15 protein-coding genes are annotated in these 17,797 nt (G+C 38.3%); 7 read left to right on the top strand and 8 right to left on the bottom strand.

Annotated features, from left to right (window positions below; translation table 11 throughout):
* Positions 1-3: 3 nt before the first annotated feature.
* From ACJJVW_RS05415 to ACJJVW_RS05405, 3 genes are all read right to left on the bottom strand, one after another.
* Positions 4-891, bottom strand: a complete 888-nt coding sequence (locus tag ACJJVW_RS05415) for an N-acyl homoserine lactonase family protein (protein WP_405250992.1) — start codon at positions 889-891, stop codon at positions 4-6.
* Between the two features lie 48 nt (positions 892-939).
* Positions 940-2,385: a Fe-S cluster assembly protein SufB gene (gene sufB, locus ACJJVW_RS05410; protein ID WP_108877176.1), complete on the bottom strand. Its 1,446-nt coding sequence runs from the start codon at positions 2,383-2,385 to the stop codon at positions 940-942.
* 152 nt (positions 2,386-2,537) lie between these two features.
* A complete protein-coding gene (locus tag ACJJVW_RS05405) occupies positions 2,538-2,867 on the bottom strand; it encodes an iron-sulfur cluster assembly accessory protein (RefSeq protein WP_013750987.1) in 330 nt (109 codons plus the stop codon).
* A gap of 493 nt (positions 2,868-3,360) precedes the next feature.
* Here ACJJVW_RS05405 and ACJJVW_RS05400 point away from each other — a divergent pair, with 493 nt between their 5' ends.
* Together ACJJVW_RS05400 and ACJJVW_RS05395 are read left to right on the top strand one after the other, a co-directional pair.
* Positions 3,361-4,638: a ribonucleotide-diphosphate reductase subunit beta gene (locus tag ACJJVW_RS05400; RefSeq protein WP_298329525.1), complete on the top strand. Its 1,278-nt coding sequence runs from the start codon at positions 3,361-3,363 to the stop codon at positions 4,636-4,638.
* Positions 4,639-6,429 (top strand): ribonucleoside-diphosphate reductase subunit alpha, encoded by a 1,791-nt coding sequence (locus ACJJVW_RS05395; protein ID WP_298329522.1) that lies wholly within the window; start codon positions 4,639-4,641, stop codon positions 6,427-6,429.
* A 135-nt stretch (positions 6,430-6,564) separates the two neighbouring features.
* Here ACJJVW_RS05395 and ACJJVW_RS05390 read toward each other — a convergent pair whose 3' ends face one another.
* Entirely contained in the window at positions 6,565-8,946 is a 2,382-nt protein-coding gene (locus ACJJVW_RS05390) for an alpha/beta hydrolase family protein (RefSeq protein ID WP_405250991.1), read from the bottom strand.
* Between the two features lie 85 nt (positions 8,947-9,031).
* On the opposite strand from ACJJVW_RS05390, the gene ACJJVW_RS05385 reads away from it, so the two are divergent.
* From ACJJVW_RS05385 to ACJJVW_RS05375, 3 genes are all read left to right on the top strand, one after another.
* On the top strand, positions 9,032-11,083 hold the full coding sequence (locus tag ACJJVW_RS05385) for a TonB-dependent receptor family protein (protein ID WP_405250990.1): 2,052 nt from the start codon (positions 9,032-9,034) through the stop codon (positions 11,081-11,083).
* A gap of 4 nt (positions 11,084-11,087) precedes the next feature.
* Positions 11,088-11,846, top strand: a complete 759-nt coding sequence (locus ACJJVW_RS05380; RefSeq protein ID WP_405250989.1) for a sulfite exporter TauE/SafE family protein — start codon at positions 11,088-11,090, stop codon at positions 11,844-11,846.
* Between the two features lie 75 nt (positions 11,847-11,921).
* Entirely contained in the window at positions 11,922-12,983 is a 1,062-nt protein-coding gene (locus ACJJVW_RS05375) for a ThuA domain-containing protein (RefSeq protein ID WP_405250988.1), read from the top strand.
* Between the two features lie 16 nt (positions 12,984-12,999).
* On the opposite strand, the gene ACJJVW_RS05370 is transcribed toward ACJJVW_RS05375, so the two are convergent.
* Positions 13,000-13,221, bottom strand: coding sequence for a hypothetical protein (locus tag ACJJVW_RS05370; protein WP_013750994.1), 222 nt, complete (start codon positions 13,219-13,221; stop codon positions 13,000-13,002).
* A 268-nt stretch (positions 13,222-13,489) separates the two neighbouring features.
* Between ACJJVW_RS05370 and thiL the strand changes: the two genes are divergently transcribed.
* A complete protein-coding gene (thiL, locus tag ACJJVW_RS05365; protein ID WP_298329505.1) occupies positions 13,490-14,542 on the top strand; it encodes a thiamine-phosphate kinase in 1,053 nt (350 codons plus the stop codon).
* Here thiL and ACJJVW_RS05360 read toward each other — a convergent pair.
* Entirely contained in the window at positions 14,539-14,793 is a 255-nt protein-coding gene (locus ACJJVW_RS05360; RefSeq protein ID WP_298329502.1) for a hypothetical protein, read from the bottom strand. The genes thiL and ACJJVW_RS05360 overlap by 4 nt on opposite strands.
* Positions 14,794-14,967: 174 nt before the next feature.
* Positions 14,968-15,756, bottom strand: a complete 789-nt coding sequence (locus ACJJVW_RS05355; RefSeq protein WP_405250987.1) for an alpha/beta fold hydrolase — start codon at positions 15,754-15,756, stop codon at positions 14,968-14,970.
* Positions 15,757-15,791: 35 nt separating this feature from the next.
* Here ACJJVW_RS05355 and brnQ point away from each other — a divergent pair, with 35 nt between their 5' ends.
* A complete protein-coding gene (gene brnQ, locus ACJJVW_RS05350; RefSeq protein WP_405250986.1) occupies positions 15,792-17,066 on the top strand; it encodes a branched-chain amino acid transport system II carrier protein in 1,275 nt (424 codons plus the stop codon).
* Here brnQ and ACJJVW_RS05345 read toward each other — a convergent pair.
* Positions 17,063-17,719 (bottom strand): hypothetical protein, encoded by a 657-nt coding sequence (locus ACJJVW_RS05345; RefSeq protein WP_298329493.1) that lies wholly within the window; start codon positions 17,717-17,719, stop codon positions 17,063-17,065. The genes brnQ and ACJJVW_RS05345 overlap by 4 nt on opposite strands.
* Positions 17,720-17,797: the final 78 nt, after the last annotated feature.

Genomic DNA, 17,797 nt, shown 5'->3' with positions numbered 1-17,797 from the left:
ACCTTAATTAAGTATCGCTGGCGTTTGTGCAAAGTTTTCCGCGTCGTGCTGGATAATCACCTTTGCATTTTCTGCTTTCGCGAAAGCTTCAAAATCCTTTATACTTTGATCTGTTGCTGGAATATCATAGTTAAACTGAGGTACAATCGCATCTTTTCGGTTTTGCTCAAAATGATAAACATCTCCAGATAGTAATGTAGGTCCGTTCTCTTTTAAACGTAAAAACAACACTTGGTGACCCGGTGTGTGCCCTGGCATAGATTTGATAACTACAGTGCCATCTCCAAAAACGTCTTTATCTCCATTCAGTTTCTCTACGTTTGTAAGCTTGTTAAAGCTATCTGGCGCATAAAATGAATTTCCTTTGATGTCTTCTCCGTTTGCAAAATCATATTCTGATTCTTGAACTAACCACATAGCATTTGCAAAATGATTTGCAGCACCTGTGTGATCAAAGTGAATGTGAGAAAACGCAATCATATCGATATCCTCAGGAGTCATCCCGATACCTTTAAGTTGAGTTGTTATGGAGTCCTTACGAGAGATTGTAAAAGCACCTCCTTCTGGAGTATATGGTTCTTGACCTACAAGCATTTCTGGTAAACCTGTATCCCATAACAGAGTCCCTTTAGGATGCTTGATTACAAAAAATGCATCTGCAAGCTCTTTTGATTCTCCTTTGTACGTGTCGCCTTGTGCAAATAAGTTTAAGTTATTTGCCATTACAGTACCACCGTCTAGTTTATATAAAGTTACCTCAGGAAGTTCTGCAGCGGCAGCTGTTTCCTTTTGGTCTTCTGCTTTTTGCTTTCCGTCTTCATAACCTTTCTTGAATTCTTCACAAGAAATTGTAGTGATGGCAAGAGCAGCAATTAATAGTATGTTTTTCATTATTTTAATAATCTTCATTTAGTTATTAATTGTAATAGTAAATAAATACTATCCTACAGATCCTTCAAGGCTAATTTCAAGTAGCTTTTGAGCTTCTACAGCAAACTCCATAGGGAGTTTGTTAAGTACCTCTTTTGAGAATCCGTTTACAATTAAAGCAATTGCCTTTTCTGTATCAATACCACGCTGGTTACAGTAAAATATTTGGTCTTCACCTATCTTACTAGTAGTAGCTTCGTGTTCTACTTGAGCAGTTTTATTTTTAGTCTCAATGTATGGGAAAGTGTGTGCTCCACACTCGTTACCCATTAATAAAGAATCACACTGCGAGAAGTTACGAGCGTTTGTAGCTCCTGCATTAATCTTTACAAGACCTCTATATGAGTTCTGAGATTTTCCTGCAGAGATACCTTTTGATATAATCGTACTCTTGGTGTTTTTTCCAAGGTGGATCATCTTAGTACCTGTGTCTGCCTGCTGGTGATTGTTTGTCACTGCGATAGAGTAAAACTCACCTATAGAGTTATCTCCTTTAAGAATACAAGAAGGGTATTTCCATGTAACTGCAGATCCTGTTTCTACTTGTGTCCATGAGATTTTTGCATTCTTCTCGCAAAGACCACGCTTTGTTACAAAGTTGTAAACTCCACCTTTTCCTTCTGCATTACCAGGATACCAGTTTTGTACGGTACTGTATTTAATCTCTGCATCGTCCATTGCGATAAGTTCTACAACGGCGGCGTGCAGTTGATTCTCATCGCGACTAGGAGCAGTACAACCTTCAAGGTAACTTACATAACTACCTTCGTCTGCTACAAGTAATGTTCTTTCAAACTGTCCAGTTCCTCCTTGGTTAATACGGAAGTATGTAGAAAGTTCCATAGGGCATTTTACACCTTTAGGAATGTAACAGAAAGAACCATCAGAAAATACTGCGCTGTTTAATGCTGCGTAGTAATTATCTTTTACTGGAACGATAGTTCCTAAGTGCTTACGTACTAATTCTGGGTGCTCTTTAATAGCCTCAGAGATGCTCATGAAAATAATTCCCTTCTCTGCAAGCGTCTTTTTAAAAGTAGTTGCTACAGAGACAGAATCTACCACGATATCCATCGCGACGTTGTTCATTTTCTTTTGCTCATCTACAGAGATTCCTAATTTCTTATACATAGCGAGTAGATCTGGATCTACATCATCTAGTGTTTTATTAGGGTCTACAGCTACGGGAGCAGAGTAATAAGCGATTGCTTGAAAATCTGGCTTCTCGTAATTTACGTTTGCCCAGTCTGGCTCCTCCATAGATAGCCAAACCTTGTATGCCTCAAGTCTCCACTCAGTCATCCATTGCGGCTCATCCTTTTTCTTAGAAATAGCTCGTATAATGTCTTCGTTTAATCCTACAGGAAATGTCTCAGACTCAATGTCTGTAAAAAAACCATATTCGTATTCTTTGGTTTTTAGTTCTTCCCTTAAATCATCTTCAGTATATGCCATGTTTCTTTTTTCAATGTGTGATAGAAAAGTATTCCTGCCCTAAGGGTGACTTTTCATGGTACGCTAGTTTTCTTGTTCTAGGGTGTCATCAAGAAAACTGTAATAGGTTTTAAATTGGTTACGCTTTCGCGAAAGCGTAACCAATTAAGTTATTATAGAGAAAAGCTTTCTCCGCATCCACAGGTGCGCTGTGCATTTGGATTGTTGAAAACAAATCCTTTTCCATTAAGTCCGCCACTATATTCTAGTGTAGTACCTATTAAATAAAGGAAGCTCTTCTTATCTACGATTAGCTTTACATCATTATCTTCAAAGACTTTGTCATCTTCTTGATGCGTTTTGTCAAAATGAAGATCGTATGATAAACCACTGCAACCACCACTTTTCACGCCTACGCGCACATAGTCTGTAGTTACATCAAAACCGTCTTCCTGCATGAGGCTTGCGATTTTAGTTTTTGCTTGTGAATCTACTTTAATCATATCGTTATAAATAGTTTGCAAATATAAGGTTTAGGTCTCGTTTTTACACGATTCCTAACATATAACTAATGCATAGTGCGATAGGGTTTTCTTATAGGTGTATAGGGATGGTTATATTAGTTTCTGGCAGGCAGTGATGGTTGTTATGGTGTGGTACGCCATTGTGATAAGTCTAACGCTTTGCGTTTGTGAGTGTGTAAGAAAGCGAGGTGTCATTTCTACTTGAAATGACTGTGGGAACCTAATATAAAAGCTAAGATTTTTGACTAAGTTTTCCACACCCTAATGTTGATAGATTTGTGTAAATCGTGTCATCATATGCAAATAGACTTGATGACAGAGATGAGCGTGAAAATGAAACCTTTGTGAAGCCTAGTAAAATGGCAATTGTGAATATCCTGTTGAAAACGTTGAAAGATAAACGGTGGTTTGAGCCCATAAAAAGTAGACCTTTATTATCCGCATAATTCTAATTATTATACTCAATATAGCTATGGAAATTACCCACATCGTCAAGCGCGACTTTCAAACGAAACCGTTTCACCAAGAGAAGATTACAAGTGCCATTCTTAAGGCCATGACAGCTATTGAACATGGAGGTCCTGAAGATGCACAACGTATTTCTGATATGGTTTATAGCGACCTTAAGAAGAGAAAGGAACTTGACGCTGGTTACATTCCTACTATTGAGCAAATACAAGATCTTGTAGAGCGTAAGTTAATGTTAAGTGAGGAGTTTGTAGATGTTGCAAAAACGTACATTTTGTACCGTGATGAACAAGCGCAAAAGCGTAAAACAAACATCTTTGAAAAGCGTATCAATCTTAAGCCTTACGAGTATCCACAATTATATGATTACGTTCCAGCAATAAGACACTCTTACTGGATACATACAGAGTATAACTTTACGAGTGATATTCAAGATTTCAAAACTCGTATTACAGATGTAGAGCGTAGTGCTATTAAAAATACAATGCTAGCAATCTCTCAAATAGAAGTTGCAGTAAAAGGATTTTGGGGAGATATCTATCACAAAATGCCTAAGCCAGAAGTAGGAGCGGTAGGAGCAACATTTGCAGAGAGTGAAGTGCGTCACGCAGATGCATACTCACACCTTCTTGAAATACTAGGACTTAATAAAGAGTTTAAATTACTCAAGAAAAAGCCAGTAATGATGAAGCGTGTGCAGTACCTTGAGACGGCACTTAAGAATGCAAAAAGTGAAGACAATAAAGAATACTCAGAGTCTATCTTATTATTCTCTCTATTTATTGAGCACGTATCACTGTTTTCTCAATTCTTAATTATCATGGCATTTAATAAGCATAAAAACATGCTTAAAGGAATATCAAACGTAGTAGAGGCAACTTCTAAGGAGGAGCAGATACACGGTGATTTTGGTATTGATATTATAAAAATTATTAAAGCAGAAAATCCAGAGTGGTTTGATGCAGAGCATAGCGCAACCGTACAAGAAATGTGTAAGGAAGCATTCAAAGCAGAAAGCAATATTGTAGACTGGATTTTTGAAGCTGGAGAATTAGACTTCTTACCTAAAGCGCTTGTAAACGAATTTATAAAAGACAGATTCAATAAATCTCTTGTGAGTATTGGTATTGAGCCTGTCTTTGAAGTTGACCAGACTTTATTAAAAGATGCAGAGTGGTTTGATGATGAAATCATAGGAACCAAACATGGCGATTTCTTTGTTAAGAGATCTGTCAACTACACAAAAAGAGCACAAAGTATAACCGAAGACGACCTATTTTAAATGAACGATCAAGAACTAATTAAAGGACAAGTTTCTGCAACGACAGCAGGAAAAGAAAATGAACTACTAGCTGCTCGTAAAGAAGCGTTGTCTAATAAAACAGAAGGTGAAGGAGCCGGATTTGAATGGCTTACAGAAAATAGTCGCAAGTTTTTAGGTGCAGGATATTTAAGCCCTGGAGTATCTCCAGAGCAACGTATACGTGAAGTAGCAGATAGAGCAGAAGATATTTTAGGGATGCCAGGATTTAGTGATAAATTCTATGGGTATATGTCTGAAGGTTTTTACTCACTAGCTTCTCCAGTATGGTCAAACTTTGGAAAAGAAAGAGGTCTTCCTATAAGCTGTTTCGGGTCACATATCTCTGACGATATGGGTAACATCTTGTACACACAGTCTGAAGTAGGAATGATGTCAAAATTAGGAGGTGGTACTTCTGGTTATTTTGGTAAAATAAGACCAAGAGGGGCAGATGTAAAGAATAACGGGCAAGCGTCTGGTTCTGTACACATCATGCAACTTTTTGAATCTATGGTAGATGTAGTGAGTCAAGGATCTGTAAGACGTGGTCGTTTTTCTCCTTACTTACCTATCGAGCATGCAGATATTGAAGAGTTCTTAGAAATAGGAACAGAAGGAAATAGCATCCAAGAGCTTACTCACGGTGTGACTGTGACAAACGAGTGGATGGAAGAAATGATTGCAGGAGATAGTGCAAAGCGTGCATTATGGGCAAAAGTATTGCAGTCTAGAGGAGAGATGGGATACCCATACATCTTCTTTACAGACAACGCAAACAATGGTGCTGCCGATGTGTATAAGGACAAAGATCATAAAATCTATGCAAGTAACCTTTGTACAGAGATCATGTTACCTTCTAATGATGATTGGTCTTTCGTATGTGTACTTTCTTCGGTAAACGTATTACACTACGATAAGTGGAAGGATACAGATGCTGTAGAAACTATGGTGTATTTCTTAGATGCAGTAATTACTGAGTTCTTAGAGAAATTAGAAAGATATAGAGATTCAGATTCAAGAGAAGATCGCCAGACGTTCTTATTTATGGAGCGTGCTTATAACTTTGCAAAGGCTAACCGTTCATTAGGTTTAGGAGTACTAGGATGGCACTCATTATTACAATCTAGAATGTTACCTTTCAATAGTCAAGAGGCATTTAACCTTAACAGTGAGATCTTCAAAGTAATTAAAGAGAAGTCTTATAAAGCATCAGAAGAGCTAGCCGAAACTTTCGGAGAGCCAGAAGTACTTAAAGGATATGGTAGACGTAACGCGACACTTAATGCGGTTGCACCTACAACATCATCTGCTTTTATACTAGGTCAAGTGTCTCAAGGAATTGAGCCTATCTGGTCTAATATTTATGTAAAGGATATTGCAAAAATTAAGACTACTATCAAGAACCCATTCTTAGTAGAACTTCTTGAAGAAAAGGGAATGAATACTACAGACGTGTGGAGAAGCATCCGTGATATGGATGGATCTGTACAGCACTTAGAGTTCTTGAGTGAGAATGAGAAGGATACTTTTAAAACGTATTCAGAAATTGACCAGATGGATATTATCTATCAAGCAGCAAACCGTCAAAATCACATTGATCAAGGACAATCTGTAAATATTATTGTGCATCCAGAAATGCCAGTAAAAGAGATTAACAAGATCCACGTGACGGCATGGAAGCTAGGGTTAAAATCTTTATACTACCAGCACAGTATGAATGCAGCACAAAAATTCAAGCAGAAGAAGGACTGCGCGAGTTGTGAAGCGTAATCTGTAAAAGATCAAGAGTATTGCTCAATGTATGTTGAGCAAACCATATAAAAAGGAAAGACCTGCTGTGATAGCGGGTCTTTCTTTTTTGTGTTTATACTGTTTTTAATACGCTTTCGCGAAAGCGTACCTACATCACAATCGTTTCATAAAACCTACATTGTCCAAAACAACTACACCTTCTGAAGTGTTGTCAAAAACGAACGAGATACTCACAATTTCTTTTACATCAAGAGCCTTGTTGCGATCTTGGAAGTCCGCTAGTGGGAAATAATAAGTTTGGAATACATTTTCTGAAAGGGTTTCCTCATTGATAAATTGAGACTTCCATACTCGCACACCTATTTCCTTTTGTAATGCAGAGAAGTCACTTAAACACATAGAAGCGGTGTTTCCAGTGGCGTCCTCTATGGTGATTGTAAAGTCAATAGGTTCTTCTGGGAGCGCTGTGCCTTCACTATCATCTATACTATCTTCGGTAGGTTCCTCACTGTTGTTAGCGATATTGTTAGTCGGTAATGGCTCATTGTTTGAATTGTTGTCTTCATCGTTTATCCATTTTCCACCTGATTTTGGATTTGTATTTTCAGTGGATTCTGCTAGTGAAAATGTAAATACCTTGCTACTGTCTTTGGTGCTGAGCGGTTTTTTGAAAACAAATGAATAACTAGCAACGATGCTATCGGGAAGTGTTGTTCCTTCTTCAATATCACCATAGTGCCAACCTACATATGCCGCCCGACTACCTTTCTCTCCCCATTTTAGTGCTATTTCTTGTTCTCTCCAGACGCTTAGGTGTTGCGTTGTTATTGTTGTGGCAGTATCTACAGTAGAGACAACATCAAAATCTTCATCATAAGTTGCGATAGCCTCAAAAGAGCTATCCTCATATTGGTTGAGGTAGATGGTTTCTGGGAGCCATTCTTTCCCTTTGCGAGCATCTATAAATAATGGGAGAAATTCGTTGCGATTTTTAAGTGTTGCCTCTAGAAAGGCACTTATATAAACCTTGGCGATTTCTTCTTGATCTTTATTGGAAAGCAATTGCTTGTTATTTAAAAACTGCGTTACAGAAAGTCCCGCATCATTAGCTCCCCAGCTAGTATTAAATTGTCCATGATTTGCTCCTTTTATATAAAGTCCGCTTTTTATGTAATCTGTACTGTCAGAAAATGTGATACGTTCATATTGCTTGGATCCTGCATAAGAACTTACATCACCATCTTGAGCGCCGTGCATCACAAAATAGTTGATGTCCTTGAGTGATGTGCGGGTATTCCCAGGTTCGTACTGTCCGTCTACAGGAGCAATCGCAATGACAGTGTTGATATTATAGTTGTAATCCATAGCGATGGTTGCATCATCAGGGTAATGTGTAAGCTTGTTTAGTAAGGCGGCGTGAGCAACGGCCTCACCTCCTCGAGAGTGACCTAGTAATGCTATCTGCGTGGTGTCAACTTTTTTATAAAAATTACTTTCTGAATCTTCATTCCACTCGTGCCATGCTTTTAGATGTTCTAGAAGTATCCAGCCGCGAGCATCATTTTCTTCATCAAGACCTTGAGGAATATCTGACCATGAGCTATTGATGAAATTTTGATCTACAGATGCAAAAATGAATCCTCTTGATGCCATTAATTCTCCTAGATACGCATAACCTTGGTCTGAGAAGTCATGCATGGAGTGATTACCGTGAACAATTAATGCAAGTGGGAATGGGCCTTCTCCCTCTGGATACCATACCCTACCATTTATAGGAAGTTCTCTAGCGTCAAATCCCCAAAAACGTTCTCTATACCATCCACTCATTCCTTCCCAATTATCTAAAAACGGTACTCCGTTGATAGTGTTTGTAATTATAGTGGCGTCTTCTCCATATTCATGTCTGTGTTTGTCAGTACCGCTACCGTACGTTAATGTCTGTACTTTGTAATTGCCATTTAAAGATGGAGAGGGAGCTTCAATTGGTGCAATATTATTTGAACTTAGTGCAGCCGCATTTGCTATTGGTTTCATGTCAAATCCGTCAGGCGCGAGTCCTAAAATCGCGAGCGTACATCCAGTAATTGCAACTACTCCTCCCAGAAGTGTTATTGTTTTTTTTATAATAGTCTTCTGTCTAAATCCTTTGCTAGTAAGGACAGCAATAGCAGCTCCTGCGGTTGCAAGTGTAATCACAGCCCACAACCAGTAAACGAGTTCTTCTGATAATGATAGCAGAAGGAGTGGTGTAGTGATCAGTAGTGCTAGCTGGAGAATTTTAGGAATGCGAGTGAGCTTTTTGAGCACCCATAGTCCTAAGAATACAGATAGTACAATCCCTATAAGAATAGCGAGCTGTAATAGTATGAGTGTAGTGTCACCCATTGTTTGTATAGCGTGGATCGCAAAAATCAAAAAGATAATGGAGGTCCCTATAAAAAGTCCTCTTGCGGCACCTTTAGTGGCAATAGCACCAGGAGTTATTGTCTTTAATTGCTTATAAATCCACTTTTTGAGTTGTAATAATCGTTTCATATCATGAACATGTTTACATAAGTAAATGTAGCTTTATTTTGAGTTTCTTCTTATAGGCAGTACTTTTCGCCAAAAATTGCTACCCTTGAAAAATATTATCACCTCTTTTATCTGTTCGATTGCTTTCTTTTATGGTGCCTATAGTCAGACGGGATCTATACCTAATCAGACTATTGATACTATTGTAATTTCCTCATCGAGAATTAAGAGTAATGTACAGCAAATACCTGCAGCCGTTTCGGTCATTACAACGAGCAAGGAAGATGTAACTAGGCAACAATTATCCTTACAAGAGTATGTGCAGCAAGTGCCAGGTTTGTTTACTCAAAATGCAAACAATTTTGCTCAGGATTTACGAATATCCATTCGTGGTTTCGGAGCACGGTCTAGTTTTGGGATACGAGGTATAAAACTTATTGTTGATGGGATTCCTGAGACCACTCCAGATGGGCAAGGACAACTTGATAATCTTAATCTAGGTATCATAGACCGTATTGAGATTACAAAAGGAGCAAGTGCCAGCCTTTACGGTAATGCATCTGGTGGTGTAATTGATATTGCTACAAAATCTTTTGACACCCTGGAGGGAAATAGCACCTCAGTAAAAGCTGGAATAGGTGCTTTTGGATTTCAAAATTATCAAGCCACGGCTACCATAGGAGATGCAAATACAAACTATACCTTCCACGGTAATTATGCGACTAGCGATGGTTACAGAGATCAAAGTGGTTTTGAGCAAATAAACACCAATTTTAAAGGGCATTTTAAACTAGGGGAGAATACTTCTCTAACGGCTATTCTTAATTATGCAGACTCACCACAGGCAGATGACCCAGGGGGATTGACGCTAGAGGAAGTTAACGCTAATAGAAGACAGGCGAGAGATAGAAATGTGCAGTTTAAAACAGGTGAGGCTATAGAGCAGTTTAAAGTAGGAACTAGCCTAGCGTGGAATAGGAATGAGAATACCACGGTAAATGCCTATGCTTTTTATAGCAACCGACAGTTTAATGGGCTGTTGCCATTTGAGTTTGGTGGTATTGTTGATCTATCACGCAATTACTTAGGGCAAGGAACGAGCATAACTTACAAGAAAAATAAGAATACCATACGCGCAGGATACGACTTTGCTTATCAAAATGATCGCAGGAATAGGTTTAGAAACCTTGATGGAGAAGAGGGAGGTCAAACGCTGGGACAGCGCGAGAAATTTACTAACCTAGGTATTTACGTTACAGACCACCTTTCGCTAGGTAAATTATTGATTACAGCCGGAGCGAGGTTTGATTACAACAAACTTTCGGCAGATGATGATTTACTGGATAATGGGGATGATTCTGGAAGTCTTACATTAAATTCTTTTAACCCTAGTGTTGGTGTTAGTTACGCTTTCGCGAAAGCGTTATCTGCATACATGAATGTCGCAACAAGTTTTGAGACACCATCATTATCAGAATTATCATCAAATCCTGATGGTTCTATAGGATTTAATGAAAATCTAAAAGCTCAAAAGGCAGCTAGCTTTGAAGTGGGTTTAAAAGGGACTATTGCAAGTAAGTTGCAATATCAACTCGCTGCGTTTTTGATAAACACAAAAGATGATTTAGTGCCTTTTGAGTTGGCGCAATTTCCAGATCGTGAGTTTTTTAGAAATGCAGGAAAAACTAAGCGTCATGGTGTTGAGGTTGAGGCTTCATACAGAGCATTACCCTTAGGAAACGGTTGGCTAAACGCTACGGGTTCTTACACCTACTCAGATTTCACTTACGATGAATTTGAAACGCCAAACGGAGATTTTGACGGTAATTTCTTGCCGGGAATTGCAAAGCATATGTCTAGTGTAGGATTACAATATGCAGGGAGCAATGGTTTTAACGCGAGCGTGAGCACAAACTTTATAGGAGAGCAATTTGCTCAAGATAGCAACGAGACTACCATAGATGGATATGAGCTTGTTAATGTGAGAGCAAGCTACGAGACATTATTTAGAGAGGTCAGGTTAAAGCCTTACATTGGGGTAAATAATGTGCTAGATCAAAAATACACGGATAATGTGCGTATTAATGCCTTTGGAGGAAGGTTTTATGAGCCTGCGCCGGGACTCACTATTTTTGGAGGAATCACACTCGAATTTTAATATTTTGACAGAAGTACAAACATATATTATTGCTATAATAGGAGGTCTTATCGCTGGCGGGATCAATACCCTTGCAGGAAATGGAAGCGCCATTACCTTAACGATTCTTACGGAGGTGCTTGGGCTGCCAGGCAATATTGCAAATGGAACTAACCGTATTGGGATTTTTACACAATGTTCGGCAACCTCGTGGGTTTTTTATAAGAATGGAAGGCTTGATATCGCAAAGAATAAAAAATATATCATTCCCATTTTTATAGGAGCAATTGCTGGGGCTATTCTAGCCATAAATGTAAGTAATGAGCAGTTTAGAGCAGTGTTTAAATTCATGATGGTGTTCATGCTGCTAGCTGTATTAGTGAAGCCCAAGCGCTGGTTGAGGGAAACAGATTTAACGTTTAAACCTAAATGGTATGTCTATTTCCCGCTACTTCTTGCACTAGGATTTTATGGAGGATTTATCCAGATGGGTATGGGTGTGTTTTTCCTCATAATAATGGTGTTAGGGATGCGCTTTAACATCATAGAAAGTAATGCGCTTAAAAGTTTTGTAATAGGACTTTATACGCTCTTTGTAATTGCAATTTTTCACTACCAAGGGCTCATTGATTGGAAACTGGGAGGCATTATGGCAATAGGGCAGACTACAGGAGGATTTCTTACTGCACGTTTCGCTAGTAAGAATAAATGGGCAGATCAAGTAGCATATTACGTTCTTATTATTGTGCTCATAGGTGCCATAGGAAAGATGTTTTTATTTTAAAAGTACGCTTTCGCGAAAGCGTGCTTATCCTCTTTATTATTTTGTAAGTATTTTTAGGAATCTAAATAAGATATTATGCGTGTCAAAATGTTACTCAAAATAAGTTTCTGTATACTATTTATTACTAGTTGCAATCAGGCTGAAGATAAGAAGCAGGTTATAGACGAACCAGTTAAGCAACTTAGAGCGCTCATTGTAGACGGTCAAAACAACCATGGAGTATGGCCCAAGACAACAATGATGATGAAATCATATCTGGAAGAAACAGGTCTTTTTCAGGTTGATATTTATAGAACCGCTTATACGTATCAAGGTCCACATCACGGTATTGTAGACGGACTCAATCACGATAGTATCACACAATTGGTCGAAAAGTATAGAGTAGATGATGCACGAATACATGAAGTAAAAGATAGCATCATTGCCGATGCTTCTTTTAAGCCCGAATTTGATACATATGATGTGATCTTATCAAACTTTGGTGACAAAACTGCAAATTGGCCTGAGGATACAAAAGAAGATTTTGAATCTTATATGAAGAATGGTGGAGGTCTTGTGGTTGTGCATGGAGTAAATAATTCTTGGGGAGACTGGCCGGCTTTCAATAAGATGATAGGTGTAGGTGGCTGGGGAAACCGCCCACACGATGCACTTAATCAGATATACATTAACGAAGAGGAACAACTTCAGATTGAACCAAGTAATGGTGAGGAATCTTCACACGGTCCAGAAAAAGAATTTGTTCTTACAGCTTGGGATACATTACATCCTATCACAAGAGGATTGCCTAAACAGTGGATGCATACTAAGGATGAGCTCTACGATCGTTTACGCGGCCCTGCCGAAAATGTAAATGTGTTATACTACGCATATTCAGACGTAGAGGGAAACGCACAGCCTTGGGCTCCAGAAAATAAAGGTTCAGGTAGAGGAGAACCTCTTATTATGACTGTAAATTATGAAAGTGGACGTGTATTCCATACTGCCTTAGGACATATGGATATTTCTATGGAGAGTGTCGGCTTTATTACAACCTTGCAGCGAGGAGCAGAATGGGCAGCTACGGGGAAAGTAACACAAGAAGTGCCAAGTGATTTTCCAACAAAAAAGAGCGCCGTAAAGCGCTCTTGGAAATAATTATATAATTAACATATTATGCAGCTAGTCTGCCCTTAATACGTTTTTCGATTTTCTTCTTTTTTACAGTAAGACGTTTCATAACGTCCATAAGTTTACTGTCTTTTGTTTTCTTGTATATTTCATTAATAGCAAGAATCAATTTTTTGCCTTCGCGTGATGCTGCTACTCGATCACTAGTAGACATATGACTCATCGTTCTATTTTCATATACTTCTGCTTGTTGTAAGAGGTCCATAGGAAATTGTTTAATTTTAGGTTAAATTACTTAAACAATTCTAACTAACCTACGCAATTGCTGGCTTTTAAGAATACTTTATGAAAACATGGCTGTTTTATCTGTGATATCCTAGTTTTTCACCTCTTTTCTCCCTTAAAATTAAATAATCAAGAAAATATTTAATTTCACTTCTAGGTGAAATTGGAATAAGTGTTTCTATATTTTGTAATACTAGCTGTCCTATTTTGAAAGTGATAAAAGAAGATGTTTAAGTATCTTTGCAGCTATGTTAGAAGATAAAAATCAAGAGCGCACTTCGCTTTCAGAATTAGGAGAATTTGGTCTTATTGATCACTTAACAAAGCACTTTAAAATCCATCATAAAAGCACGGTAGTAAGTGTAGGTGATGATGCTGCAGTGTTGAAGTTTCCTAAAAGCCAGGTTATTGTTACTACAGACCTTCTTGTAGAGGGTGTACATTTTGATTTAAGTTACGTGCCATTAAAACATTTAGGTTATAAGGCAGTGATGGCAAATCTATCTGACGTGTATGCTATGAATGCGGAGGCGACTCAGATTACAGTTTCAATCGCGGTTTCAAATCGTTTTCCACTAGAGGCACTTGAAGAATTATATGCAGGGATTCAAACTGCGTGTACTAACTATAAAGTAGATCTTATAGGTGGAGATACTACCTCGTCTAACGTAGGTTTAGTAATAAGTGTTACGGCAATAGGCCACGCAGCACCTAAGAAAATTGCAAAGAGATCTACTGCCAAAGCTGGAGATCTACTAGTAGTGACTGGAGATATAGGGGCAGCTTATATGGGGTTACAGATACTAGAGAGAGAAAAGGCAGTTTTTAAGGTAAATCCTAATAACCAGCCAGATCTTGAGCAATATAGTTATTTGATTGAGCGCCAACTAAAACCAGAGGCTCGTAAAGATGTAAGAGGGATTCTAGAATCTCTAGAAGTACAGCCTACGTCAATGATTGATATAAGCGATGGTCTCTCATCAGAAGTACTGCATATTTGTAAAAACTCTGGTGTAGGATGTAATCTTTATGAAGATAAAATTCCTTTAGATCCTCAAGTTATAAGTAGTTGTGAGGAGTTTGAACTTGATAGTACTACCATCGCATTAAGTGGAGGAGAAGATTACGAGTTGCTATTTACTATTAGTCAAGACGACTTTCCGAAAATAAAAGCAAACCCTAATTTTTCTATTATAGGTCATATGACAGAAGAGAAAGAAGGTATACACCTCATCACACGAGCAGATACTAAAATACCTCTAGTTGCCCGTGGATGGAATGCTCTTCAAAAAGAAGACTAAGAGGTGCGAGCAAGTTTACGCATGTAAAACTCTTCATATACCTCATTAATACGACGTAACTTAGGTGTTAATGGTGTGTAATGACCATAGCCATCTAGCGTATATTGTTTTTTACACTGTGAGCATTCAAATTCCTTTAGATTAGACTCGTAACGCTTTATGATTCTATACTTATGTCCAAATAATTTACAGCCTACAGTAGTGAGTGGGTTGATGTTTTGTTTTTTTGAGTTGAGGTCAATTGTTTTCATTATAGGGGTTGATTTGGGATACACAAATTAAGAATTAATCTGTGAAATACACAAATTTACCGATTAAATACTTAAAATTTTAACATTTAACCTCAGCCGTCAAAATTTCTATTCACCCTTAATTAATGCTTCCTCATGCGAGAAAATTGCCTAATCATCTTGATAACTAACTTGTCAAGTGCTAGACGAGGCAGATAGAAAGTCAAGTATATTATTAATAGTCTCTGTAGCATTAGTAATATGTGACATGTGCCCACTATCGATAATAACAAAGAAATTTGTGTCCTCTTTATAGTTTTGCTCGTGAATTTCAGCATCAATGAGCAAATCAGATTTACCTAAAATCATTCCAGTGGTTATAGAGGTTGTTTTCCAAAACTCAGAACTGTCTGGTCTATCTTTCATTCCAGAATTTGCAGCGATATATCCTTGCACAGGTGTGTTGAGTGCTTGTGCAAGTGCATTGTTTATTTCTGCCGTATGATTTGTACTTGCTTTTTTGTCAAAAAGATTTATAAATGACATTCTAACAAGTTGTTCATATTGTTTTTTTGCCATCACATTTGCCCGTGATCTCAATTTTTTTCTAGCGTCGTCATCAGGTTCTGGAGTGGAGTTAAGAAGGCATAATTTTGATACAAATTCTGGATACGCTTTCGCGAAAGCGATACCCACATAACCTCCCATAGAGTGTCCTATTATCGAAATGTCTTTAAGCTCTAATTGATTTGTAACAGCAGCAACTGCTGCAGCCATTTCTTCCATGCTATGCACGTAACCCACCGACTCCGAAAATCCGTGACCTAATAAATCAATGCAGATAATGCGGTGTTGCTCACACAAAACACTAAGGAAATGGTCCCACATCTGGTGATTTTCTAAGAATCCGTGTAGTAAGACTACGGGTGATCCTTTTCCTTGATCTGTATAAAATATGGAAGCACCTTTGTGGTTAATAGTCATTAGTTCTATATTGGTGGGCAAATATCACGCAACCTATGAGAATGACCAAACAAACCTTCATCACAGCCTTTGCTTTATTTTCACTTTTTTTTGGTGCGGGGAACTTAATCTTGCCATCCTTTCTAGGTTATAATGCGGGTAGCTCTTGGTTATTTGTGTTGGCAGGTTTTCTTATTTCTGCTGTGGTAGTACCTATTCTCGCGATTTATGGTCATGCAAGATTACAAGGAACGTTGATTGATTTTGCAAATAAAGTCTCACCACTCTTTGCGCTCTTGTATGCAATTGTAGTCTATGCTATTTCTATCGCACTACCAGGTCCACGTACAGCCTCTGTGACTTATGAGATGGCAATAGCTCCATATTTTGATATTTCTAGTTGGCTGTGGAGTACAATTTACTTCGGGCTAGTCTTATTATTTGTGCTTAATAGATCTAAGATGATGGATCTTGTGGGTAAATATCTTACACCTGCTATTCTCATTATTTTAGCTTTGGTGATTGGTATTGGCATATTTGGAGATTATGAGCCTATGCGTGCATCTATTTTTGATAGTACACTCACTAGTGGGATTTTAGAAGGTTATCAAACTTTTGACGCCATAGGTGGAGTGGTTGTAGGAGGAGTCATTGTGATTTCTCTTGGTTTTAAAAAGGGTTCTAGTAGAGCAAAGCAACGTTTATTAACTAGAGCGGGCATCATCGCAGGTATAGGATTGTTACTAATATATGGAGGACTTATCTATCTAGGTGCTCTAAGAAGTGGCGGTATAGAGATGACAGATCGTACGGCACTTCTGAACCTTCTAAGTACAGATACACTAGGAGTGATAGGGACAAAGGTGCTTGCTGTTTTAGTGAGTTTAGCTTGTTTTACTACAGCCGTAGGAATCGTAACAGGAACTGCAGATTTTGTCAAAGGAATCCTAGGAAACTCGCAAGTAGCTTATACAATCACAGCAATTCTAGGAGCCATACTTGGTGTTGTAATGGGGCAACTAGATGTAAATTCTATCATTATAGTTGCTGTACCAGCACTTATGTTTATTTACCCTATCACTATCGTGTTAATATTACTTAACGCAATGCCTAGAAGGTGGACGGCACCAGTTGTATTTAGAGCAGTAGTAATTGCTACCATACTTTTTAGCGCACCAGACTTTTGGGCCTCTGTAGGTTTTGGCGATCAGATGAAAGTGTTACAAGAAATGATTCCGTTAGGTACCGTAAGTTTAGGCTGGTTATTACCTGCTGTGGTCACTTATATAGTGGTGAGTGCTATTACGCTTTCGCGAAAGCGTACCATCTAAGACTGTAACTTCTTAATAGTAGAAAACGCACGATCAACAAGATGGTCTTCTACGAGAATAATAAATTCATTAGTGGTCGAAATAACCTCTTGTAATGAAATGCCCTCCCAAGCCAAACGCTTAAATATCTGGTAGTATAAACCTGCAACAGCAGTGTTACCCTGTGGAAGTCTTATGCTTATAGCAGATAAGTTGCCTTGAAATCCAAGAATGCTTTCTGTCTCAAAATGATTACGAATGTTCTCCTCCTCACTTGAAGAGCTTATGAGTGTGCTTTCATGAATACCACGTGTAAACGTGTAAAACACCTGCGTATTTTTAGCAATAGTGCTCAATATTTGAGCGTGATTCTGGATAAGTGTACCAGAATTTTGAAAAGTAAACACAATAAGCTTAGAACGTACTGTGATATCACCTAGCGTACTAAGCACTTCCTTTAAGCGTAGCGATTTCTGAGTGTCTGTAGGTGATGCATAACGACGTAGCGCCATTAATATAGCCCCGTCTTTTACAGGTTTCTTAAGTAGTTGTGAGACCTGAGGATTAAGATTCTCAGCGAGAGCGGCATAGTTAATAATCTTCTGTGATAATGCCTCTTCCAGATAAGGTTGCTGTGCGATAATCTCTGATACGCAGTCGGATATAGTATTCAAATCGTTATATAGTTAACATTTTGTTCAAAATTAGTCTATTTTCTTCATTTATGTGGTAGTAATCTAACTCTGAAATAC

It is taken from the genome of Dokdonia sp. Asnod3-C12 (assembly GCF_045063975.1).
Taxonomy (GTDB): Bacteria; Bacteroidota; Bacteroidia; order Flavobacteriales; family Flavobacteriaceae; genus Dokdonia.
This window is presented reverse-complemented; position numbering and strand designations above follow the sequence as displayed.